Origin of the sequence: Arenibacter sp. P308M17, assembly GCF_003426735.1 — a bacterium.
Lineage (GTDB): Bacteria > Bacteroidota > Bacteroidia > Flavobacteriales > Flavobacteriaceae > Arenibacter.
Genome location: NZ_QVON01000004.1, coordinates 351,979 through 376,055 on the forward strand (window position 1 = coordinate 351,979; position 24,077 = coordinate 376,055).

Here is a 24,077-nt window from a genome sequence, read left to right on the forward strand (position 1 = left end):
AGTCATGGGATAATTACCCGAAGGCCTAACAATGGGCATTTCTACGGTCTTTTTCTTTGTAGCAATGTTATTGGACTTCTGATTGTCCATCAAATTACCAAGCCGATCTTTAAAATTGAAATCAAAAATAATAGAATCCTTTGACCCTTTCCCCTTTTTTTTAAATGTATTGGCCTCATGCTCGCTCCAATCCTTGACCAATACATCTTTATCTATAGACGATATTGGGTTTTGCTGGGCATTTAAACTACTGCCAAAAAAAAAATACTGAGCAAAAAAAGATGAAATGTTTCATTTTATATTTTTTTGTGGGCAAAATTTGAGTGTAATTCTTTAAAACTCCCCGAAATGAATACCCTTCTCGATTTGTTTCCGTAAGGCATTTATAATAGTCTCCAATTCCTCGGGTGCCTTGCCGTATTCAAAAGTGACCTTGTATTTCTTTCCAGAAAAATTTTCAATCTCCAACCACTCTGCCCCTCCATCTGCACAATCCGGACATCCCAAGATTTCTTGCAATGAAAAAAATTCATTTAAATCTACCATTTTTTTTATAGAGTCCCAACTCAATTGGGTCAAGTTTTCTTTGCAATCAATAGAATCTACCTGCTTATTCCACCCGGAACGGGTATAGATTACCGTGTCCGACTTTAACAACATTTCGTTCTTACAATAGCCAACACACATTCCAAAGGAGGTACCATAGCCCAACTGCTTTATATCTGAAGGATTCACCTCATTTTTTTCGCAGGAAAGCAATACGCCGATCATCAATAAAAGAAATACACCCTTTTTCATTTGTTGCTTGTGTTAAAAGTAAGCTTGTTCCAAAGAATTCTCTCAAGAGATTTTTAGCTAATTAAAATACTGATGTTAAGATGTATATATTATAATTTGGTTGCATATTCTACTTATGCATTTAAGCAAGGGTATAACGATCTACATCATCAAGAAAAATAGATATTACCTCCTCCAAGATATCCAATACCCCAGGATTGGTGCAGTTGATCATAATGGAAAAAACCATATCCTGCTCCGGGTATACATAGAATACGGCATAGCCGCCTACCCCATTGCCCACATGTCCATAGTAACCCCTGCCCAACCTATCCTGGGCAACCTGCCATCCAAGCCCGTAGTAGGTAGGAACCCCATTAATGGTCCCAGAGGTGAGAAATTGGGACCGCAGGCTACCTTCCTTCAATTTCGGACCTAAATATAACTGTCCAAAACGGGCAATATCCGCGGAGGTGGACAAATAGCCCCCACCGGCCAACTTGTAGGCATTGTTCACCGGAATGGCTTTCCTGAACCCCAATCTGCCCTTGGAATAAAAAGTACTACAGTTGGGAGGAAGATCCCCTTGGATTTCAGGAAACGTATTTTTTAATCCATAAGGCTTTATTACTTTTTCCTGAACATAGTCCGCAAAGGGCATACCACTTACTTCCTGCATGGCCAAAGAGATCAATACCCAGTCAAAACTGGTATATTGAAATCCCTTTCCCGGTTCAAAAAGTAGCCCGTCATCCTGGAACAGGACAAGCGACTCCTTTATAGTCAAAGGCTTGTTAAGGCCATATTCCCCGCCCTGATAGCCTCTAATTCCAGCCGTGTGTCCCGCCAATTGTCTCAGCGTAATATCGAAATCTTTTTTCGGAAAGTAGGGAACGTACTTATAGATGGAAGTGTCCAGATCCAATTGTCCCTCCTCCACCATAATGGCCAAAGCGGCCGCTGCAAGGGGCTTGGACACACTGGCGATCCTAAAGATGGTGTTTTGGGGATCTATGCTAGTCTGCTGCTCCAAATCCGCAAATCCATAGCCTTTTTCAAAGTACACTTCATTATTTTTAAGGACAGTAATGGCAAGACCGGGAACCTGTTGGTCCTCTATCAGCTTTTGTAAAATATGATCTGCCCGGATACTGCCCAATAATTCCCTGTCCCCGCCCATTCCCCTTTGGGAGCTAAAAAAATTCTTTACATAATTTAAAATGGAATTCATCGGGTGGGTATGGATTAATATTAAAGCTTAGCTACTTGGAGCCTCACTGGGCAGTCCTATCCAGTATTTTCTGGGAATAATCCCTATAACAGCTGAGCGTGCCGCTTCAGATCAACAATACGGCATTATTCACTAAATATAAGTTCCCCCTTGTACAATTGCTCCACCTCCACGATTCCCGGTCTATTAAAACTTACCACATCTCCTGTACCGCGCAAAGTACCATTTAGCGATTCCTGTGGATATATGCGCATATCATTGGATCCCCTATGGTTAAAGCTAATGTTATCTGCCATTAGCGCCTCTGCCTCCAAACGGGAATCCCCTGCGGCAAAAATAATATTAAAATTAACCGTTCTGCCCCTTAAATTATAGAATGAAATTCCATTGGAAACAATGGCCAAATTTTGGGTGTCCAATTCCAAATTGAACTCCCCACTGGTGTATCCGGCATCTGGGTCGTTAAAGCTCTCGGAAATGAGGGTTAATGTGGGATAGGCCAATACGCCCTCACTAAGGATATCGCGTCCCGTACTGCTCCTGATTTCCGTAATATTTGGAGCTGTAACAAAAACCTTGGTAAGGCCGTATTTTCTGGTAAAATTGCAATCATTGGTATCTCGTAACAAAAGTCGGTCATCCGTAACCTCCACCTCAACTTCGTTCCGTAAATATTCCCCCGTTTCCACTTCTACCTTTAACGGACTGCCCTGTTTTAGTATCAATTGTACATTCTCATAAACCGTAATCGTACTAAAATTAGGGACCTCCACGATTTCCCTACTTATATCCCCTGCATTCTGAAAACAATCGGACACATTTTCACTATTACAATTCACAAGAAACAACATAATCGCCAATAGTATGCAGTACCTGGCCACAACCGTCACAACGCGCTTCAACCTTAATCCTATGTTCAAAATAATACAGTTCATATTATCAATGTTTTAAGCGTGGTATCAGCCAAATTCATAGGTCCTATAACCTGACTCCCACCCCAAATTCCACAGCTTCCGCTTTAGCTCCATGCGATTTTAAACTTATGGCCCCATAGACCTTATTGGAAAAATATCGCTTCAGGCCAATCCTATTATAGACCTTTCCTTCAAAATCGAAAGGATAGTACACGTAATATCCCAATTGGGCAATTACCGACATTTTATTAATAAAAAGTTCATGCCCCATAAACACCCCAACACGTTTGTAATCGTCATCCGGCTGTACCCCATATTCCGGGAAGGCCACCGACTGATAGCGTATAAGTTCCTTTAAAAAATTGGAAAAGTACACCTCCGTACCCAACTGCAGGGCACTTCTTCTCGTAAAGCGCTTATCCACGTAGGCAGAAAAAATATAAAAAGCATACTGTCCGGAATCCACCACGTCACTCTCATTGATTCCTGACCTAAAGGCAAGATTAAGTTTTATCGGCTCTACAAGCTTTACTTTTTCGGTCCTAATATATTCCCTTTCCTCCCCACCATCCAGATCATAGGTCAATCCAACGTTTAAGGCCATGGTATTGGTAGAGGTATTGGGTGCGGTAACGTTGGCATTGGAATAATGTATTAAGGAAATCCCGGCCTTGAACCCGAGGCCTTTCAACATATTTTCCTTGTGATAGTTGAGCATCAAATAGGTTGAACTTAAGAAGTGGGAACCATAGGCGTTGTTCCTAAAATTTTCGTTCTTATCAAAGGGATTGGTGTTATAGGCTATGCCCTGCCCCAGCCTAAATTGAAGGTTTCTTTTAAAAAAATAGAAATTATAATGGGCATAAAGTCCAAAATTCTCCCCCAAAGTGCTGTTGTTCATATTCTGATAAACGAACGAAAATCCTGTATCGGGATAATTGTACCGTTGCTGCCATTCCTCATCCCCATAAGTCTTCCTATTGTAACCCAAAATAATACCTCCTGGATGATTGGTGATCAAATGTGAAATATCCGGATTGTGCAAGAGTACGGAACCATAGAATTGGCTAACATCCAAAGTGTACCTCTTGGTTTCCTGCCGATTTTGTGAAAAACAAAAAGCTGTCGACAGACAGCCTATAAGAAATAGCCTTAGGTTCATGGGGAGCAAATGTAATGAAAAATTAAAATAGGTTTTCTAAAACTCAATAATGCTGGTTACACTTCCCTGAACCTTGGAAACCAATTCCAGAAAAGTTGGACCAGAGGTCCGCTTAGAACAGCTCTTTGGCAATGGCCCCGATATTGTCGGATTTTCCCATGGAATAATAGTGTAATACGGGAACGCCAGCTGCCTTAAGTTCCTTGGATTGCTGAATGGCCCACTCTATCCCTACTTGGCGTACATCTGCATTGGAAGAACACTCATCAACTGCATCGATCAAATCCTGTGGCAGGTCTATTTTAAAGACTTGCGGCAACAATTGCAAGTGCCGCTTTACGGCAATGGGCTTAATCCCCGGAATAATAGGTACGTTGATTCCCTTTTTCTTGGCCGCCTCAACAAATTCGAAAAACTTCTGATTGTCAAAAAACATTTGTGTCACCACATAATCGGCCCCGGCCTCCACCTTTTCCTGTAATCGTTTTAAATCGGTAATCAAGGATGGTGCCTCCATATGCTTTTCTGGATAGCCGGCAACACCGATACAAAAATCGGCACTGTGTACCGTCTCTACCTTGTCGTGTAAATAATTCCCTTTATTTAAGGCGTATATCTGTTTCACCAGGTCGGAAGCATAGGCATGTCCCCCCTCGGTAGGGTTAAAATACTGTTCCTCTTTCCGTGCATCCCCACGAAGTGCCATCACATTTTGGATACCCAAATAGTGGCAATCTACCAACATATACTCGGTTTCTTCCTTGGTAAAACCACCACAGAGCACATGTGGAACGGTATCAACACCATATTTGTGCTGTATGGAGGCGCAAATACCTACGGTGCCGGGTCTCATACGGGTCAACCTTTTATCCAACAACCCGCCCTTATCAATGTACACGTACTCCTCCCTGGAAGTAGTTACATCAATAAAGGGTGGCTTAAACTCCATTAAAGGGTCAATATTATCGTATAGTTCTTGAATACTTCTTCCTTTTACCGGTGGTATTACCTCAAAAGAAAACAAGGTCTTCCCTTCCGCTTTTTTAATGTGTTCCGTTACTTTCATAATTTTTCCCTATCCTTAAAAAAGGATCATTATCTATTATTTATTGCCCTACACAAGCACTATTCCTAATTTCCATTGTATTATGGCAGCCCACAACCCCTTCCTTAGGTCGGTTTGTGGCCGGGCTATCCACTTAATTTTTTTATTCCAAAGTCATAAAAAAGATATCGTTCCTATCCCTGCTGCAAAGTCCTTCCCCTATACATGGGAATCATTGTCCAATATCCATTTTTCATTTCATTTCGAGGCCTGGACCTAGAGCCTGGACCTGCAAGGTTTTGAAAACCTTGCAGGTCCAGGCCACTAATCATCGGCAATATTGGGTGCCAACCATCGGGTTGCCTCTTCCAAGGGCATCCCCTTTCTCGCTGCAAAGTCGGCCACTTGGTCTTCCTTTATTTTACCTACTCCAAAATACCGGGCCTCAGGGCTGCCAAAATAATATCCACTTACACTGGCAGCAGGCCACATGGCCAAACTATCTGTCAATACTACCCCTATCTTTTCCTTCACCTCCATTAATTTCCACAAGGTCAGTTTTTCCAAGTGGTCCGGACAGGCAGGATAACCAGGTGCAGGCCTTATCCCTATATAGGATTCCTTGATCAACTCCTCATTGCTTAGCCCTTCATCTTTAGCATAACCCCAATGGTTGGTCCTTACTTCCCTATGCAGATATTCTGCGAAGGCCTCGGCAAAACGGTCTGCGAGTGCCTTGACCATTATACTGTTATAGTCGTCCAAATTTTTACGGTAACCTTCTGCCAGTTCATCCGTACCAAAGCCGGTAGACACGCAAAAACAACCCATGTAATCCTGCAGACCACTTTCTTTGGGGGCAATAAAATCGGATAACGCAAAATTGGGTTTCCCTGCATATTTTTTAGCCTGTTGCCGCAATGTCCTAAAGATAATCTCCTCTCCATTATGGGTAAGCGCTATATCGTCATCATTAATGGTATTGGCAGGAAACAATCCGAAAATGGCCTTTGCTTTGAACAGCTTACCGTCCAAAATCTTCTTCATCATAGCCTTGGCATCTGCAAAAAGCTCGGTTGCCTGCTTTCCCACTATCCCATCTTCCAAAATATCCGGGTATTTGCCATGCAGTTCCCAACTTCTAAAGAAAGGGGACCAATCTATATACGGCACCAATTCCCTCAGGTCAAAATCCTCGATCATTTGGATCCCCAAAATCTTGGGTACTGTGATTTTGGCCTTTGACCAATCCAACCGATATTTATTTTTCCTAGCTTCCCCAAGGGTCAAATATTCCTTGTGCTTCCCCCTGCTAAGGAATTTTTGTCTAAAGTCGGCATAATCCAATTTAATGCCTTCCTTATATTTATTGGACGATTCCTTTTGTAGCAGATCGCCCACCACTGTAACGGCCCTGGAAGCATCATTTACGTGTACTACGGCACTTTTGTACTGGGGATCTATTTTAACGGCCGTATGCGCCTTACTGGTGGTGGCACCCCCAATAAGCAGGGGAACCGTAAAGTTTTGCCGCTCCATCTCCTTGGCCAAAAAGACCATTTCATCCAAGGATGGGGTTATAAGCCCGCTCAGCCCTATAATATCCACATTTTCTTCCTTGGCAGCATTTATAATCTTCTCCGGGGGGACCATTACTCCCAAATCTACGATCTCGTAATTGTTACAGGCAAGGACTACACTCACTATATTTTTTCCTATATCGTGTACGTCACCTTTTACGGTAGCCATGAGTATTTTTCCCGCAGACGAGCTGCTTCCTTCCGGCTGAGGATTTTTAAGTTTCTCCTCTTCAATAAAAGGCAATAGATAAGCCACGGCCTTTTTCATGACCCGGGCCGATTTCACCACCTGGGGCAAGAACATCTTACCACTTTGAAAAAGATCCCCCACCACGTTCATTCCGGTCATTAAGTGCCCCTCTATCACTTCTATTGGCGCTTTAACACTTAGACGGGCCTCTTCAACATCCTCTACAACATATTGATCTATCCCTTTCACCAAGGCACGGGTAATCCTATTTTGTAAGGGTTCATCCCTCCAAGAAAGGTCTATCTTATTTTCTTTCTCCTTACCGATTACAGTTTCTGCAAAGTCCAATAATCGCTCCGTGGCATCTTCCCTTCGGTTGAGGATAACATCCTCCACATGTTCCAAAAGATCCTTGGGAATATCATCATAGACTTCGAGCATACTGGGGTTTACAATTCCCATGTTCATTCCCGCCTTTATGGCATGATAAAGAAAGACGGAGTGCATGGCTTCCCGTACGGGATTGTTTCCCCTAAAACTAAAGGATACATTACTTACCCCTCCACTAACACTGCAAAAAGGCAGGTTTTCCTTTACCCAGGCCGTGGCCTTTATGAAGTCGATCGCATTTAATTTGTGCTCGTCCATTCCCGTTGCCACGGGAAATATATTTAAATCGAATATGATATCCTCTGGCGGGAATCCTACCTTATGGACCAATATATCATAAGAGCGTTTGGAAATTTCCAATCGCCTTTCATAATTATCGGCCTGCCCAACCTCATCAAAGGCCATAACAATAACTGCTGCCCCGTAACGCCTGATCAATTTGGCATGCCTTATAAACTCTTCCTCCCCTTCCTTAAGGCTTATGGAATTCACCACACATTTTCCCTGTACTACCTGCAGACCTGCCTCTATTATGTCCCATTTGGAGCTATCGATCATGATAGGGACCCGGGCAATATCCGGTTCGGCCACAATAAGGTTCAAGAACTTTACCATAACCTCCTTTCCATCAATAAGACCATCGTCCATATTGACATCAATGATCTGCGCTCCCCCTTCTACCTGCTCTCGAGCTATATCCAGAGCCTCCTCAAACTTCTCCTCCTTTACCAGTCGGAGGAATTTTTTGGAACCCGCCACATTGGTACGCTCCCCTATATTTACAAAATTGCTTTCTGGAGTTATCACCAAAGGTTCCAAGCCGGAGAGTTTTAAAAACCGTTTTGTACTATGTTGTTCCTTATCCGTTATATTGCTCATTACTTTTATATTGACCTCGACATTATAAACACCCAACCGTGTCCCTAAAATGGCAAATTTGTTAGTTCTACATTGCCTCCTGAGAGAATGATCCCTACCTTTTTATTTTTAAACTTTTTACCTTCTTTTAACAAGGCGGCAAAAGGCACCGCACTGGACGGTTCTATTACCAACTTCATCCGCTCCCAAATTAATTTCATGGCGCTGATAATTTCCTCTTCCTCTACTCTAATTATTTCGGAGACCAATTCCATGATAATGGGAAAATTAATATCCCCCAAGTTAGTTTTAAGTCCGTCCGCAATGGTATCCACCGATTTATTGTACTCTATTTTTCCACTCTTAAAAGCCCTATAGGCGTCATCCGCTTCTTTAGGCTCCCCGCCAACAACCTTACAGTTATTTCCAAGATAATGGGCGGCCAATGCCGTACCGGCAATGAGGCCACCTCCTCCTACCGGGCCCATAATGTATTCCAGACCAGGTTGGTCCTGAAATAGTTCCAATGCCGCCGTTCCCTGCCCCACAATTACATTCAAATCATTGGAAGGGTGTAAAAAAACAGCTCCCTTTTCGGCAACAATGGATACTGCAGATCTTTCCCTAGCTTCCAAGGTAGGCTCCGTAATGATAACCAACCCTCCATAGGCCTTTACTGCCTCAATTTTTACGGCCGGGGCGCTGGATGGCATCACTATGAAGGCATTTACTCCCAAGTTCTTGGCCGCCAAGGCCAGGGCCTGCCCAAAATTTCCTGATGAGTGGGTTACCACCCCTGCCTTTTTCTGGGCCTCACTCAATTGCAGAATGGCATTGATAGCGCCCCTCATTTTAAAAGCACCCATTTTTTGAAGGTTTTCGCATTTAAAGTAAACCTCCGCTCCGGCCAATTCATTCAACAAACGGGAGGTAAGCACCGGGGTTCTATGAACAAAGGGGGCAACCCTATTACCCGCCTCAAGAACCATTTGCCTATTAGGTATCATGATTATGTGCTTCTAAGGTATTTAGGATTCTAGGAGGATAATCTTTAACCACATCGACCATTGCCTTTATATGCTCGGGAGTGGTACCACAACATCCCCCAATAATATTTACCAAGCCCTTTTCTACATATTCCCTGATCTGGGCGGCCATTTCCTCCGGTGTTTCGTCATATTCCCCAAAGGCATTGGGCAATCCTGCATTGGGATGGGCAGAAACGGCATGTTCCGTTTTACTGGAGAGCACCTCCAAATGGGGTACCAACTGATTAGCTCCCAAAGCACAGTTGAATCCTACCGATAAAATGGGAATATGGCTTATGGATATCAAAAAGGCTTCAGCGGTTTGGCCGGACAAGGTTCTGCCCGAAGCATCGGTTATGGTACCGCTCACCATAATAGGAACCTCTATGTTTCGTTCTTCCTTGACCTCTTCAATGGCAAAGAGCGCCGCCTTGGCATTAAGGGTATCAAAGATGGTCTCTACCAATAAAATATCCACTCCCCCATCCAAAAGGGCCTCCACCTGTTGTTTATAGGCTACCCGAAGTTCTTCAAAGGAAACCCCCCTAAAACCTGGATCGTTCACATCTGGGGACATACTGGCGGTTTTATTGGTAGGCCCGATGCTCCCGGCAACAAAGCGTGGTTTTTCGGGCTCTTTGGCCGTAAATTCATCGGCGACCGCCTTTGCTATTTTAGCCGACTCATAATTTAATTCGTAGACCAAATCTTCCATATGATAGTCCGCCATGGCAATGGTGGTGCCAGAAAAAGTATTGGTCTCTACAATATCTGCCCCTGCGGCAAAATACTGACGGTGTATCTCGGCAATAGCCTCTGGCTGGGTAAGGGACAATAGATCATTATTTCCCTGTAAGGGATGTTCCCAATCCTTAAACCGTTCTCCCCTAAAATCTTCCTCGTTAAACTTATACCTTTGAAGCATAGTTCCCATGGCACCGTCCAACACCAAAATCCTTTCCTTGAGTACGTCCTGAATATTCTTCATATTACTTTTCATATGTAAATATTTATTGTCCGCCCGTGCCGTTACGGACGGGTTTTTTAGCGGTCATACCTGCCCGACTACATCGTTCCCGTCCGTACCGGAACGGGCGGACAGGCGGGTGTAATTCGCATATCTTCATTTGTGCTTGCCCGCCAGAATGAATCTTTCGGGCTGGCGACCAAATTTTGGTCATGCTCATTTCATAAATGCTTGCCCGCTTTCGTGCAAACCAAGATACCTTCTTATAATAGCCCTAAATATATGGGACCACAAAATTAGAAAATTGACACCCGAAAAACAAAGGATTACAACCCCGTTATCGGTATCAAAAAAATTAATAAAATCAAGTAAGGAAAAGTTTTGGACCTGTGTCTTTCTTTATGTTATCTATTCCCAAATGAAATTCTAAACAAATAGAATAAAATATAGGATTAGAACGTAGCACCTTCTTTATCCTTCCCGAAAGTTTTCGACTGGGAAAAAGGGTTGCTAAGGCTTCACCGGGTCTAGTCCCTCCACCTTTCTTGATAACGTTTCAAATTGATAATGAACTAAGTGCAAAGTAACGCAACAGTGCCCTTAAAAGCAAGGAAACACTACTTTATTTTACTGATCCCAAAAATTCAGGAACAGTACGGCAAAATATAACCTGCCAGATTTACAGATCTGGCAGGCTAAAATACTGGTCTAGATCTATAGTTAGGCCAAAATACTTTGAACTACTTCTTTTTTGGCTTCCTTCTTACTACCATCAAATCCTTCCACCCCACCAACAGTGGTATATTTCATTACATAACGCTTTCCAGGATTGATCAATTGATAAGCACTTTGGCACATCACGGCAGCTTCATGGAACCCGGACAATATTAATTTAAGCTTACCTGGATAGGTGTTTACATCCCCAATAGCGTAAACTCCAGGAATATTGGTCTGATAATCGTAGGCATTGTTTACCTTGATCGCATTTTTCTCTATTTCAAGTCCCCAATCGCCAATAGGTCCCAATTTTGGGGAAAGTCCAAACAAAGGAATAAAATTATCGGCTTCCACATAGGTTTCGCCCTTAGACTCATCATTGTGCTTAACTACAACGGCTTCCAGACTATCGTCTCCGTACAATTTAACCACCTCAGCTTCGGTAAATAGTTTAATTTTTCCCAGCTTGGCCAAATCGGCAGCCTTTTCCACAGAATCCAAAGCTCCCCTAAATTCATTTCTTCTATGTACCAAGGATACTTCCGCGGCCACATCGGACAGGAATATTGCCCAATCCAGGGCAGAATCGCCACCTCCGGAAATAACCACCTTCTTGTTCCTGTATACTTCAGGGTCTTTAATGATATAGGATACGCCCTTATCCTCAAAATCCACCAAATTGGGAATCAAAGGTTTTCTAGGCTCAAAAGAGCCCAATCCGCCGGCAATGACCACTACAGGGGCATGATGTTTTGTTCCTTCATTAGTGGTTACTACAAAGGAACCATCATCCAATTTATCCAAAGTTTCAGCTCTCTCGCCCAAAGTGAATCCGGGTTCGAAGGGCTGGATTTGCTGCATCAGGTTCTTGACCAAATCCCCTGCAAGAATTTCCGGGAACGCTGGAATATCATAAATAGGCTTCTTAGGATAAATTTCCGAACATTGTCCCCCAGGTTGGGGCAAGGCATCTATAAGATGCGTCTTCAATTTCAACAATCCCGCTTCAAAAACCGTGAACAACCCTGTTGGACCTGCTCCAATAATAAGTATATCTGTCTTTATCATTCTACTTAGATTAATTCCTAATTATATAAATACCTCTGTCTCCCAACCTATTTTAAATAGGTTTCTTTTATTTATTTATAATTCCTCTGGATGTTCCTGAAATGCCTGGGCATAATTCAATACGGCAGATCTGTGATTTACAACTTCCCCAACAACAATAATGGCCGGATTGCTCAATTGATACTGTTCCACTATTTGCTCTATGTTACCTATGGTACCGATACCCACCTTTTCATCTTCGCGAGTACCGTTTTGAATAATCGCAATAGGCATATCAACCTTATCCTCCTGTTTAAACAGCTCAACGATTTCCGCAAGTTTCCCCATTCCCATCAAAATAACTATGGTAGCATGGGATTTAGCCGCCAAGGCCACATCTGCGGACAGCTTGTGATTTTTGGTAGTCCCCGTGATTACCCAAAAACTTTCGGCCGCACCCCTTTTGGTAACGGGAATGTTTTGGGAAGCGGGTACGGCTACCGAGGAAGAAATTCCAGGCACCATGGCCACTTTTACACCTTTACTGGCCGCATATTCCATTTCTTCCGCCCCTCTACCAAAGACAAAAGGATCCCCACCTTTCAACCTCACCACATGTCCATGGGTTTTGGCCCTATCAACAATAAGATCGTTTATCTGTTCCTGTTGATAGGCATAGCAGCCTTTTCTCTTTCCTACAAAAATATGTTCGGCATTTGGAGCATACCCCAATAAGGCTACGTCCACAAGGGCATCGTACAATACCACGTTTGCCGCCTGCAAGGCCTTAATAGCCTTAAGCGTTATCAACTCCACATCGCCAGGTCCAGCTCCCACAACGGTCAACCTGCCCAGGTCCGTGGCTTCCCGATCGGAATCGGGAAATACCACTTTGGCGTCAACGTGAACATTATTTACCCTATTAATCATGGTTATACGTTTGTCAATTCCAATTTTCTGTAAGCTTCCACATTCAACAAAAACTTCTCGGCATCCTGTAAATACGATTTTGCAAAGGCTTCAGTTGGTTCGTTCCGCTTTAATTGAAGTACCATTTTTTCAAAGCTCTGATCCAAATTAAATTTACCTGAGGCTACAAACAGCTCATCAAAATCCTTTATGATACTGATATGGGTATTTACCTTGGTATTTTCGGCAGTCAATAAAGCCTTGGCCGTATTTACCATTGATGAATAGGAATGATAGATACTGGCTGCCCATTTGCCCTCTTCCAAATTCAGTTTTGCCGTTTCTATCTTTTCCTCACTGTCAAACAACAAAGTGGCGATTAAATCGATTACCACTCCGGCACATTCCCCAACACCAATGGCCTGCTCGTATTTTTCCGAGGCACCCCAATCAATAAAATCGGATGCCGCTAGGTTATCCACATCGGACAGAGGCTTTAGAAAATCATAAAAATACATTTGGCCCTTTTCTTCATAATAATCCACAAACGACTTACCATTACCATTGGCATCGTAATCATCTAAAATAGACCTAAGTGCCTCGGGTCCTCTTTTACTGGGTATCTTAATTACTTTATCCGCAAAGCGTCCGTTTCCATTTCCAAAATTACCACCTCCCAAAAGCACCTGAAGTGCTGGGGCTACCAATTTATCCTTTGTTCTAACGGACATTCCCTGAAAGCCAATATTGGCCATATTGTGCTGCCCGCAGGCATTCATACATCCGCTTATTTTTATGACCACATCCGGGTTATCCATATAATGCGGGTATTCTGCCTTGATTACCCTTTCCAATTCATCTGCAATTCCTGTACTACTGGCAATCCCTAAATTACAGGTATCCGTACCAGGACAGGCGGTAATGTCCAATGCCTTATTATACCCCACTTCGGCAAATCCCAATTTTTCCAATTCTTGATAAAAGAAGGGAACCAAGGATTCCTTAACGTAGGGAATCAATATATTTTGACGTAAGCTCAATCTAATTTCACCGGCAGCATATTTTTCTACCAGATCGGCTAATTGTCTGGCCTTATCTATATAAAAATCCCCTAATAATACTTTTATCCCAATGGCAACATATCCCTGTTGTTTTTGAGGCACCAGGTTGGTGGATTTCCATTTCTCGAAGGCCTTTTGGTCTGTAATATTAACTTCCTGAGCATTATTTTCGGCAATATTTACCTTTGGATAGGCATCGGCATCTATTGGATACGCTTGGAAAGGTATTGCCAATTGCTCTTCTTCCAACAATTGTTTAAATCCGTCCAGGCCAATGTCCTTTAACAAGAATTTCATCCTTGCCTTTGCCCTACTTTTCCTTTCTCCAAATCGGTCAAAAACACGAACTACCCCCTCCATTAACGGAATAATCCTGTCCGCAGCTAGAAAGGGATAAATTAGGTCGGCATGTCTGGGTTGTGATCCCAATCCACCGCCCAAAAGAACCTTAAATCCCCTAACTCCATTTTCTATTTTGGCTATAAACCCAAGATCGTGCATATAGGAAAGACCGGTATCCTCATCGGATGACGAAAAGGAAACTTTAAACTTCCTGCCCATCTCCTGACTTATAGGGTTTCTTAAAAAGTATTGGAAAAGTGCATGGGCATATGGGGAAACATCAAAAGGCTCGTTCACATCTATTCCTGCAGTTTCACTTGCCGTTACGTTACGCACCGTATTTCCACATGCTTCCCTAATGGTAATATCGTCCTGTTCCAATTGGGCCCATAATTCCGGTGTACGGTTAATGTCCACATAATGGATCTGTATATCCTGACGGGTAGTAATATGGAGTCGGCCCGTAGAGTATTCCTCGGAAACGTCACATATCCTTCTCAACTGCTGCGAACTCACTTTTCCATAGGGCAATTTGATACGGATCATTTGGACCCCGGGTTGTCTCTGTCCATAAATTCCTCTTGCCAATCTTAGGCTACGAAATTTTTCCTCATCCAAACTACCTCCTTGAAATTCACGGATCTTAGCTTCCAATGCTATGATGTCCTGTTCTACAATCGGGTTTTCCACTTCTGTTCTAAAAGACCGCATGCTACTTATATTTTATTATTCAAAATGATTTTTAATTTTCCTATAGCTTTATCCCATAGGAGTAATAGGTTAAACTGGCAACAACTCCGACCCTTAGGGACGGAAGGCGGGTTAATTTATAAAACCTACCCCTGCAGTTGTATTGGACTGATTATCGATTAGGATAAAAGAGCCATTGGTTCTGTGATTCTTGAAGGAATCGTAAAAAATAGGCTTGTTCAATCTAAAAGTAACCTGTGCTATATCGTTCATTCCCAAGGCAGTGATAGACGTATCGATGCCCGAGTAATCCGGATGGATCTTATGGTGAATGTTCTCTACCTTGGCCAAAACCTTATTTACCCCGTGCTGCACTACATATTTGCTTCCCACGGTCAATTTCTGTGAATCCATCCACGACACCGTTGCCGTAAATTGCTTGTCAATAGTGGGCAAATCACCCGCCTTCACCAACATATCCCCCCTACTTACATTGATCTCATCTTCTAAGGTTATGGTTACCGAAGTACGCCTGGTTGCCGTTTTATATTTTTTGTTGTAAAAATAAATGTCCTTGATCCTGGACCTGGTCATGGATGGCAACACCACTACCTCATCCCCAACACTTAGCTCGCCGCCATATACTTTTCCGGCAAATCCCCTAAAATCATGGAATTCCGCCGTCTTGGGACGTATCACATACTGCACCGGAAACCTAGGGGTACCTATGTTGTAGATATCCTTTCTATCCAATTTCTCAAAATGTTCCAATAGGGTCTGTCCTTTATACCAGGCCATCTTTTCCGACCTGTTTACCACATTATCCCCCTTAAGCGCACTAACCGGAATAAAGGTAATTTTCTGATCCTGGTAATCGCGCTTGCTCATCAATTGTTCAAAATCGGCCTTGATTCCATTATACCTTTCTTCGGAATAATCCACCAAGTCCATTTTATTAATGGCCACTATAACATCTTTGATCCTTAATAAATTATTGATAAAAAAGTGTCTATTGGTCTGTTCTATCACTCCTTTTCTGGCGTCGATCAAAATAATGGCAGCTTGGGAGGTAGAAGCACCGGTAACCATGTTACGGGTATATTCCACATGTCCCGGAGTATCCGCAATGATATAACTCTTATTGGGCGTAGAGAAGTAGATATGGGCCACATCTATGGTAATTCCCTGTTCCCTTTCCGCCACCAAGCCATCAGTGGCCAAGGAGAAATCCAGATAGTCATATCCTTTTTGTTTGGATGTTTTTTCAATGGCCTCCAACTTATCATCGGTCAGCGATTTGGTATCGTACAGCAATCTTCCGATCAAGGTACTCTTACCGTCATCTACACTTCCTGCTGTTGCTATTTTTAGTACTTCCATAAGCCCCTCCTGACCTCCCCAAAAGGGAGGAACTCTTACTCGGAGTTGTTTTAATTGTTAATAATTCCCTTAATTTCTATTTTCTATTTAGCCCCACGGTTTATTCCCATTTTGGGGGTTAGCGGGCTTTTAAAAATATCCCTGTTGTTTTCTTTTCTCCATCGCGGCTTCGGAACGCTTATCATCTATCCTTGCCCCCCTTTCGGAAATCTTGGATTCCCTGATTTCACCTACCACCTTTTCAATGGTGTCCGCATGGGAAAGTACCGCGGAGGTACAACTCATATCCCCAACGGTCCTGAACCGAACCATACGCTCCTCCACTTTTTCATCCTCGGCACGGAAAACCACATCATCTTCTGCCGACCATATAAATCCGTCCCTAAGGAATATCTTTCTTTTGTGGGCAAAATAGATGGAAGGTATTTCTATTTCCTCTTTCTGAATATAGCTCCAAACATCCAATTCCGTCCAGTTGCTTATTGGGAAAACCCTTACGTTCTGTCCCAATTCGATCTGACCGTTCAACATATCGAACAATTCCGGACGCTGGTTTTTTTCATCCCACTGACCAAAATCGTCACGAACCGAGAAGATACGCTCTTTGGCACGTGCCTTTTCTTCATCCCTTCTTGCCCCACCGATACAGGCATCGAACTTAAATTCCTCAATGGCATCCAGTAAAGTGGTGGTCTGCAACATATTCCTACTGGAGTATTTACCTGTTTCTTCCACAACTTTTCCCTGATCTATGGAATCCTGAACATTGCGGACTATTAACTCCACTCCCAATTCTTTGACCAATTTATCCCTAAAGGCGATAGTCTCCGGAAAATTATGTCCCGTATCTATATGCATTAAAGGGAAAGGTATCTTAGCCGGAAAAAAGGCCTTCTGCGCCAATCTCACCAAAGTGATGGAGTCTTTACCTCCAGAAAAAAGCAACACTGGCTTTTCAAATTGAGCGGCTACTTCCCTTAAAATATAAATGGCTTCGTTTTCCAAAGCATTATTGTTCAATACTTCCAATTCATTCGATTCGTTCACGCCTACTAATGTTTCCAATTCTGATTCTACAATGCTCACAATAATTCTGTATTTAATCGGCTTTTCCCAAAGGGATCATTCACCGATTGTTATTATTCCTCTCTTAGGTATGCAATCCACATTCCCGGTTTTCCAAAACCTTGGTGGGGTCAAAATATTTATGCTCATTGGGCAAATTCCTATCCGTGAGGTAGGCATCCAATTGACTATCGCTATAATGGTAAAAAGGACTCACTTTTAAAACCCCGTCCTTGCTTAAACTTAAAATATCCAAGGAATCCCTCAGGGCTGTCTGGCCCTGGCGTAGATTCGTAAACCATACATCCGGCTTGTGCTCTTCCATAGCCCTTCTGAACGGCTCCAATTTTACCTGTTCCGTAAAAAGCTGATGCCTGGGATCGTCTATCCCTGGAATCCCCATTACAGCATCCCTGTGAGAGGAAGTCTGTTTTGGTACATATAATTTTACATTTAAATGCAATCTGGCAATTAGCGCTTCGGCATGTTTATATGTATTGGGCGTGTTATAACCTGTGTCGCACCAAACAACAGGGATATGGGGGGAAACATCAGTGACCGCATGCAAAATGGCCACCTCGTAGGGACGAAAATTTGTGGTCACCAAAGGCCTCTCGGCCGACTGTATGGCCCAAGAAATTATTTCCTCTGGTGGTATCCCCTTAAATTGTTGGTTCAATTTATGTATTTGCTGCTCCGTATATGCCATTGTCCCCTATTCTTTAATAAGTGTGAATTTACCGTTTTACTTTCCCCATCTAATCTTGTTCCAGATTCTTTCATGAAAGAAATACAACAACATCTTGGTGAACAACTCTACAACCCCTATTGAAAATGCCACCGACAATGTCCCTGTAACGATCCAAGAAATCAGAATGGTATCCAAGGTTCCAATAATTCTCCAACTAATAGATTTGGCAATACTCCTTTTTGGATTTTCGGAAGACTTGTCGGCCTTATAGCTTTTCTTTAAGGTACTTGAATCATTATTTGCAACTAATTGTTCGGCAATCATATAACAAAAAACTTAAATTTATTATCCTATCGATTTAATAGAGTAAGCAAAAATAGAAATAAATCGTTTAAAAACAATAAAAAAAATCGTTAAATTTAATTTAACCTATAAGTTTAGTAGATTACTACACTATGCAATCAGATTACATGCCTGCCTGCCCTTGCCGGGAGAAAAGCTGGCAGTGGCAGTTTACAGCTGGCAAAAAAATGGATTCCATTCTTATCTTTGGATACCCAAAATTTATAGTAACTAGTCCCGTTAACAATCGGGAGCAGGGTTTCAACCTCTAACTAAATAATATCTCCTTGCATTCTGGAGGTATTCCACTAGATTTAAGAACAAATCTAAAAAATACCATTTCACCCTTAAGGAACCAGATCGGCAAGGGTGTTGTTTCTAAAAACGTCGAGGGTACTGTCCCTGACCTGTAGCATTAATTTATGTACGGAACAGCTGGCCTCATCGGGACAATCCTCACATTTCTCGTAGAAGTTCAAACTAACGCAGGGTACCATAGCTATAGGACCTTCCAACACCCTCATGACCGTGGTCATTGGAATATCCTTGGGATCCTTAATAAGGTAATAGCCCCCGCCTTTTCCCTTTTTGGAACCCAGAAGACCTGTTTTTCTCAAAGTGAGAAGAATACTCTCCAGAAACTTTTGGGAAATATTCTCATGTTTCGCTATTTCGGATATTTGAACTGGTACACGTCCTTCTTGGGAAGCCAAAAAGGTGAGTGCCTTTAATCCGTATTTTGTCTTTTTGGAAAGCATGCAGCGAAGATAAGGAAAATTAACATTCGCAATATAGCACGCCCCAATTTTACAATATTAGGTGCAAATCAACTTCAAAACAGCCAGAATTATGCCTATCCCAGGGCTTGTTCAATATCTGCAATAATATCATCTATATGCTCCAAGCCTACCGAAACCCGTACGGTACCATCCGAGATTCCGGAAGCCAACCTTTCCTCCATGGTCAATTTACTATGTGTAGTAGAGGCAGGATGTGTAACTATACTTCTAGAGTCCCCCAAATTAGCGGACAAGGACAACATTTTTATAGCGTTGAAGAATTTTTGTCCGGCCTCGACCCCTCCCTTTACTTCAAAGGCTACCACGCATCCCCCAGCCTTCATCTGTTTCTTGGCCACTTCATATTTTGGGTGCGATTTTAAGAAGGGATATTTTACCCAATTTACCTTGGGGTGTCCTTCCAAGAATTCGGCCAACTTCAATGCATTTTCACAATGTCTATCCACTCGTAGCGCCAAAGTTTCCAAACTTTTGGACAGTACCCAAGCATTAAAGGGCGACAAGGAAGGGCCAGTAATCCTCGAGAAACGGTACACTTTATCTATCAAAGCCTTGCTACCCACTGTAATACCGGCCAACACCCTGCCTTGACCGTCCATTAATTTTGTTCCGGAATGGATGACCAAATCGGCCCCATATTTAATAGGCTGTTGTAAATAGGGCGAAGCAAAACAGTTATCTATGATATAGATCAAATTATGTTTCTTGGCAAATCGGCCCAATTCCTCCAAGTCCAAAACATCCACTCCTGGATTGGTAGGAGTTTCCGCATAGATAATTTTGGTATTTGGAGTGAGCAATTCCTCCAATTTATCCAGCTCGTCTATCTTAAAATAACTGGTGGAAACATTCCATTTTGGAAAAAACTGGGCAAACAAACTATGGGTAGATCCAAAAATACTTCTAGAAGAAATAATGTGATCCCCACTGTCCAACAGCGCAGCAAAAGTTGAAAACACGGCCGCCATACCCGATGCAAAGGCAAATCCATCCTCGGCCCCCTCCATCTTGCATACCTTTTCTATAAACTCGGAAGAATTGGGATTGCTATACCGTGAATAAATATTGCGTTCCTTTTCTTCCGCAAAGGAGGCACGCATGTCTTCCGCATCCTCGAAGATAAAACTAGAGGTTAAATACATAGGTGTGGAATGCTCCAAAAACTGGGTGCGCTCCGTTTGGGTGCGTATCGCATCCGTTTCAAATTTAAAATTCTTCTTCATTATTTCTGATCTATCTAACTAATTCTTTTGACCTCCATTACAATGGATAAGCCTTGGTTTATTTTTTTAACTATCCCCATAGGAGTGTATATTGAAATTGGTGTAGCGGCGCTACAAACTGATCCGATTTCGACTAGGATCAATTCCCGAATATCAACGGTGGCCGAGCCTGCCTCTCGGCAGACAGGCCGCGCCGAAGCCACTAAAAACTAACCCTTTTCCGCAATGCGCAAAATATCCCCGAAAACACCCCTGGCCGTTACCGCAGCACCGGCCCCTGCACCTTGGATTACCAAAGGATGCTGCCCATAGGACTCCGTGTATATTTCAATAATGGAATCGGATCCCTTTATTTGTCCAAGCGCACTTTCTTTGGGAACCGAGATCAATTTTACCTCCAATTTCCCTTTTTCCTTTTGCAAGTCCCCTGAAAGGTCGCCTACATAGCGCAAAACATGACCTGGTTTTTGCGCCTCCTTTATTTTGTTGAATTTCACATCCAAAATATCCAATTGTTCCAAAAAGCCTTTTACATCACCCTTTTGGAGCGACTCCGGAATTAAATTTTCGATTTGAATATCGGAGAACTCATTGCTAAGATCCAGCTCCCTGGCCAAAATGAGCAATTTCCTTCCCACATCGTTACCGGAAAGATCTTCCCGCGGATCCGGTTCGGTATACCCCAAGTGCATCGCCTCTTTTAAAATTACGGAGAATGAAGTATCCTTTTCCGAAAAAGTATTGAAAATATAACTTAAGGATCCGGAGAAAACCCCTTTTATCCTTGTAATATTCTCTCCCGAAAGATGTAACAATTTAATGGTATCTATTAATGGCAGTCCAGCGCCCACATTGGTTTCATATAAGTACTGCTTTTGATGTTTGGCAAGTTCCTCCCTAAGCAACTGGTAATAATCGAAGCCCAAGGTATTGGCAATCTTATTGGACGAAACCAGATCAAAACCGTTATCCACAAAATCAAAATAGGAGGCCACAAATTCCTCATTGGCAGTATTGTCTACCGAAATCAGGTTCTCCAAATGATTATCCTTGGCATACTTAAAAATATCGTTTAACGTATAGGGTACCGCCTTGGTTTCCATAGCGCTTTTCCAGTTCTTGGAAATACCACTTTTATTCAATAGGACTTTTTTGGAATTGGCAACGGCAAAAACATTGATATGGATGCCCTTTCTTTTTTCAATGGTCTTATTGGATTTAAGAATTTGATCAATTAGGGTCCCCCCCACATTTCCATGCCCAAAAATAGCCAAATTTACTTTTTTGCTTATCCCGAATATCTGGCCATGAACTACATTAAGGGCCTTGTGCAGGTCGGATTTTTTAACCACCAAACTTACATTCTTACCAGAAATGGTATTATTGAACAACAAAGGAACCACCTGGTTCTTTATAAGGGCATTAAAGGGCTTATGAAATGTACTCAAGTCCTGTCCGACTATGGAAATGACGGACACTTGGTCTACCACCGTAATATTATTGATGTCCTGCAATTTAAAATCGGTCTGAAATTCCTCTTCCAGGGAAGTCTTGGCCAAATTGGCATTTTTGGCGTCGACCACTAGACCGATCCCCCTTTCCGATGATCCTTGGGAAATAATACTTACACTTATGTTATTATTGCCCATAGTCCTAAATATACGGGCATCTACCCCCACCTTGCCCAATAGGCCACGGCCTTCCAAATTGATCAATGCCATATTTTCTATGACCGACAAGGACTTTATACCTTCCTTACTGGTCCTGGCACTGATCAAAGTACCCTCGTTATCGTTGTTAAAGGTATTTAGTATCCGTAACGGAATATTCTTCTCTATTAATGGAATAATGGTCTTGGCATGCAGGATATTGGCTCCAAAATTGGCCAACTCATTGGCTTCGCTATAGGAAAGTTCCGAAATTCTTTTTGCCTCCGGCACCAAATCCGGGTTGGCGGTAAATATGCCATCTACATGGGTATAGTTCTGCAATTCCGCAGCATTGAGGTAATTGGCCAACAAGGCGGCGGAGTAATTACTGCCATTTCTACCCAAGGTGGTTGTTTCATTAAGTTCATTGGAGGCAATAAACCCTGTGGTCACCGGCACAACATCCAGGTCCAATTTCCCGAACCCTGTTTTTACATTTTCCTTGGACAGGGTCTCCAATACCTTTGCGTCCCCAAAATTTGAATCTGTTTTAATGAGCTGTCTGGAATCGATGAATTTGGCATTGACACCCCGCCCGATAAGCAATTTGGTCACCAACTTTGCCGAAAGTAATTCTCCAAAAGCCAAAACCTGGTCTTTTATCTTAGGGCTATAATCCCCCAATAGTGCTACCCCTTCGAACAGTTTTACCAATCCCCGAAATTCTTCGGAAAGATTAACATTGCCATAGGTGTACTTTTGATATTTTTCAAATTCTTCAAAATCGTTGACATAATCCAACCCTTTAGCGGCTTTGTCCAGCATTGCTTCCAGTTCGTCCGTGGCCTTGTTCCTGGCCGAAACCACTACGGCAATACTTTCACCTTCGGCAACCTTGTCCGTAATTATCCGAAGTACTGTATCCAATCCTTCTCCATTGGCCAATGATTTGCCCCCAAATTTTAGGACCTTGATTTTTTTAGACCTTCCATTGCGCTCAAAAACTCCTTTTAACAGCTCCTCCATCTGATTGAATTCGATCAGGAAGGCATCGTGCCCATGTAAGGAATGTATCTCGCCATAGGTTACATTGCTGTTGGCCTGGGCCAATTTCTTAAAGGTATCCTTGTTTTCTTGGGCCGTAAAAAAAAGATCGGAATCTACCCCTATAATGTGAATATTGGTATCGCTATTCTGAAGATTTATGAATGCCTCTTCCCCATTTCTATTGATATCAATGGTCTTCAGCAGTTGATTCATCAGCTTGTAGGCCGACAATTGAAATCGTTCCTGTAATTTTTTGCCATGGTGCGTTAGCCAACTCTCTACATTAAAGACTTTCAGCTCCTCATTGGTGCTTCTTTTAAAACGCTCCTTAAAGGATTCCGGTGTCCTATAGCAGAGCATAGCATGCATACGCGCATCATGTACGGGCTGCTTGGAGTTCACCAGGAACTGTTCCTGAATCTGACAATTGGCAATAAGCCAGTCCGTAGACTTCCAATCCGATGCCACCGGAATAAGATGCTCCGTTAGGTGGGGATCAATAGCGGCCATTTCCCAAGCGATACCCCCACCTAAGGAACCCCCTATAAGGGCATAAAGCTTACTTATTTTTAAGGCCTCCAATCCAGTAAGGAATATCTTTGCAATATCCTTGGCAACAAAATCCTTATAATTATCTATTACAAACCCGTCATACCCATTTCCTGGTATGTTAAAGCAGAGTATGGTGTACTTCTTGGTGTCTATACATTTGCCCTCTCCGATCAAGGTGGTCCACCAGCCGTGTTCACCTGCCACATTGGAATTACCCGTAAGGGCATGGTTCACCATTATAATAGGTGCGGAATGCAATGGTTGGCCAAAGAGCTCGTAGGACAATTTAATATCCAAGGTTTTGCCACTATAGGTAAGGTATTTATTAATTGAAAGATGATGTAACATAGGTTGTTTAAACTAGTAATTTTCTTGAAAGAACCCGGTCATTGAAGATAAGTATGATAAGGGAGTGCATTG

The 24,077-nt window shown here is 42.6% G+C and carries 18 protein-coding genes and 1 riboswitch; all 18 genes read right to left on the reverse strand.

The window, feature by feature from the left end; translation table 11 throughout:
* Nucleotides 1–333 precede the first annotated feature (333 nt).
* The 18 genes from D0S24_RS12300 to thrA all read right to left on the reverse strand — a co-directional run bounded on the left by D0S24_RS12300 (nucleotide 334) and on the right by thrA (nucleotide 24,005).
* Nucleotides 334–798: a hypothetical protein gene (locus D0S24_RS12300; RefSeq protein WP_117020145.1), complete on the reverse strand. Its 465-nt coding sequence runs from the start codon at nucleotides 796–798 to the stop codon at nucleotides 334–336.
* A 121-nt stretch (nucleotides 799–919) separates the two neighbouring features.
* Entirely contained in the window at nucleotides 920–2,008 is a 1,089-nt protein-coding gene (locus tag D0S24_RS12305) for a serine hydrolase (protein ID WP_117020146.1), read from the reverse strand.
* A 125-nt stretch (nucleotides 2,009–2,133) separates the two neighbouring features.
* Nucleotides 2,134–2,943, reverse strand: a complete 810-nt coding sequence (locus D0S24_RS12310) for a head GIN domain-containing protein (RefSeq protein WP_117020147.1) — start codon at nucleotides 2,941–2,943, stop codon at nucleotides 2,134–2,136.
* Nucleotides 2,944–2,986: 43 nt separating this feature from the next.
* The gene (locus D0S24_RS12315) at nucleotides 2,987–4,084 is read right to left on the reverse strand and encodes an acyloxyacyl hydrolase (protein ID WP_117020148.1); all 1,098 of its coding nucleotides are present in this window, start codon (nucleotides 4,082–4,084) and stop codon (nucleotides 2,987–2,989) included.
* Nucleotides 4,085–4,196: 112 nt separating this feature from the next.
* A complete protein-coding gene (metF, locus tag D0S24_RS12320; protein ID WP_117020149.1) occupies nucleotides 4,197–5,150 on the reverse strand; it encodes a methylenetetrahydrofolate reductase [NAD(P)H] in 954 nt (317 codons plus the stop codon).
* Between the two features lie 303 nt (nucleotides 5,151–5,453).
* Nucleotides 5,454–8,168 carry a methionine synthase gene (metH, locus tag D0S24_RS12325; RefSeq protein WP_117020150.1) on the reverse strand — a complete coding sequence of 905 codons (2,715 nt, stop codon included), beginning with the start codon at nucleotides 8,166–8,168 and terminating at the stop codon, nucleotides 5,454–5,456.
* A 44-nt stretch (nucleotides 8,169–8,212) separates the two neighbouring features.
* Nucleotides 8,213–9,154 (reverse strand): pyridoxal-phosphate dependent enzyme, encoded by a 942-nt coding sequence (locus D0S24_RS12330; RefSeq protein ID WP_117020151.1) that lies wholly within the window; start codon nucleotides 9,152–9,154, stop codon nucleotides 8,213–8,215.
* Nucleotides 9,144–10,163, reverse strand: coding sequence for a homocysteine S-methyltransferase family protein (locus D0S24_RS12335; RefSeq protein ID WP_117020256.1), 1,020 nt, complete (start codon nucleotides 10,161–10,163; stop codon nucleotides 9,144–9,146). The genes D0S24_RS12330 and D0S24_RS12335 overlap by 11 nt, the downstream gene beginning before the upstream one ends.
* 380 nt (nucleotides 10,164–10,543) lie before the next feature.
* A riboswitch (SAM riboswitch) is annotated at nucleotides 10,544–10,697 on the reverse strand.
* 165 nt (nucleotides 10,698–10,862) lie between these two features.
* A complete protein-coding gene (locus D0S24_RS12340) occupies nucleotides 10,863–11,927 on the reverse strand; it encodes an NAD(P)/FAD-dependent oxidoreductase (RefSeq protein WP_117020152.1) in 1,065 nt (354 codons plus the stop codon).
* A 75-nt stretch (nucleotides 11,928–12,002) separates the two neighbouring features.
* Nucleotides 12,003–12,836, reverse strand: coding sequence for a uroporphyrinogen-III C-methyltransferase (gene cobA, locus D0S24_RS12345; protein WP_117020153.1), 834 nt, complete (start codon nucleotides 12,834–12,836; stop codon nucleotides 12,003–12,005).
* A 2-nt stretch (nucleotides 12,837–12,838) separates the two neighbouring features.
* The gene (locus D0S24_RS12350; RefSeq protein ID WP_117020154.1) at nucleotides 12,839–14,929 is read right to left on the reverse strand and encodes a HEPN domain-containing protein; all 2,091 of its coding nucleotides are present in this window, start codon (nucleotides 14,927–14,929) and stop codon (nucleotides 12,839–12,841) included.
* A gap of 111 nt (nucleotides 14,930–15,040) precedes the next feature.
* Nucleotides 15,041–16,288 (reverse strand): sulfate adenylyltransferase subunit 1, encoded by a 1,248-nt coding sequence (locus D0S24_RS12355; RefSeq protein ID WP_117020155.1) that lies wholly within the window; start codon nucleotides 16,286–16,288, stop codon nucleotides 15,041–15,043.
* Nucleotides 16,289–16,417: 129 nt separating this feature from the next.
* Nucleotides 16,418–17,317 carry a sulfate adenylyltransferase subunit CysD gene (gene cysD, locus D0S24_RS12360; protein WP_117020257.1) on the reverse strand — a complete coding sequence of 300 codons (900 nt, stop codon included), beginning with the start codon at nucleotides 17,315–17,317 and terminating at the stop codon, nucleotides 16,418–16,420.
* Between the two features lie 121 nt (nucleotides 17,318–17,438).
* A complete protein-coding gene (locus tag D0S24_RS12365) occupies nucleotides 17,439–18,062 on the reverse strand; it encodes a phosphoadenosine phosphosulfate reductase family protein (protein WP_117020156.1) in 624 nt (207 codons plus the stop codon).
* A gap of 36 nt (nucleotides 18,063–18,098) precedes the next feature.
* On the reverse strand, nucleotides 18,099–18,368 hold the full coding sequence (locus D0S24_RS12370; protein WP_117020157.1) for a DUF2061 domain-containing protein: 270 nt from the start codon (nucleotides 18,366–18,368) through the stop codon (nucleotides 18,099–18,101).
* A gap of 365 nt (nucleotides 18,369–18,733) precedes the next feature.
* Nucleotides 18,734–19,144 carry an Rrf2 family transcriptional regulator gene (locus D0S24_RS12375; RefSeq protein WP_117020158.1) on the reverse strand — a complete coding sequence of 137 codons (411 nt, stop codon included), beginning with the start codon at nucleotides 19,142–19,144 and terminating at the stop codon, nucleotides 18,734–18,736.
* A gap of 95 nt (nucleotides 19,145–19,239) precedes the next feature.
* Nucleotides 19,240–20,409: a PLP-dependent aspartate aminotransferase family protein gene (locus D0S24_RS12380; RefSeq protein WP_117020159.1), complete on the reverse strand. Its 1,170-nt coding sequence runs from the start codon at nucleotides 20,407–20,409 to the stop codon at nucleotides 19,240–19,242.
* A 209-nt stretch (nucleotides 20,410–20,618) separates the two neighbouring features.
* The gene (thrA, locus tag D0S24_RS12385) at nucleotides 20,619–24,005 is read right to left on the reverse strand and encodes a bifunctional aspartate kinase/homoserine dehydrogenase I (RefSeq protein WP_117020160.1); all 3,387 of its coding nucleotides are present in this window, start codon (nucleotides 24,003–24,005) and stop codon (nucleotides 20,619–20,621) included.
* Nucleotides 24,006–24,077: the final 72 nt, after the last annotated feature.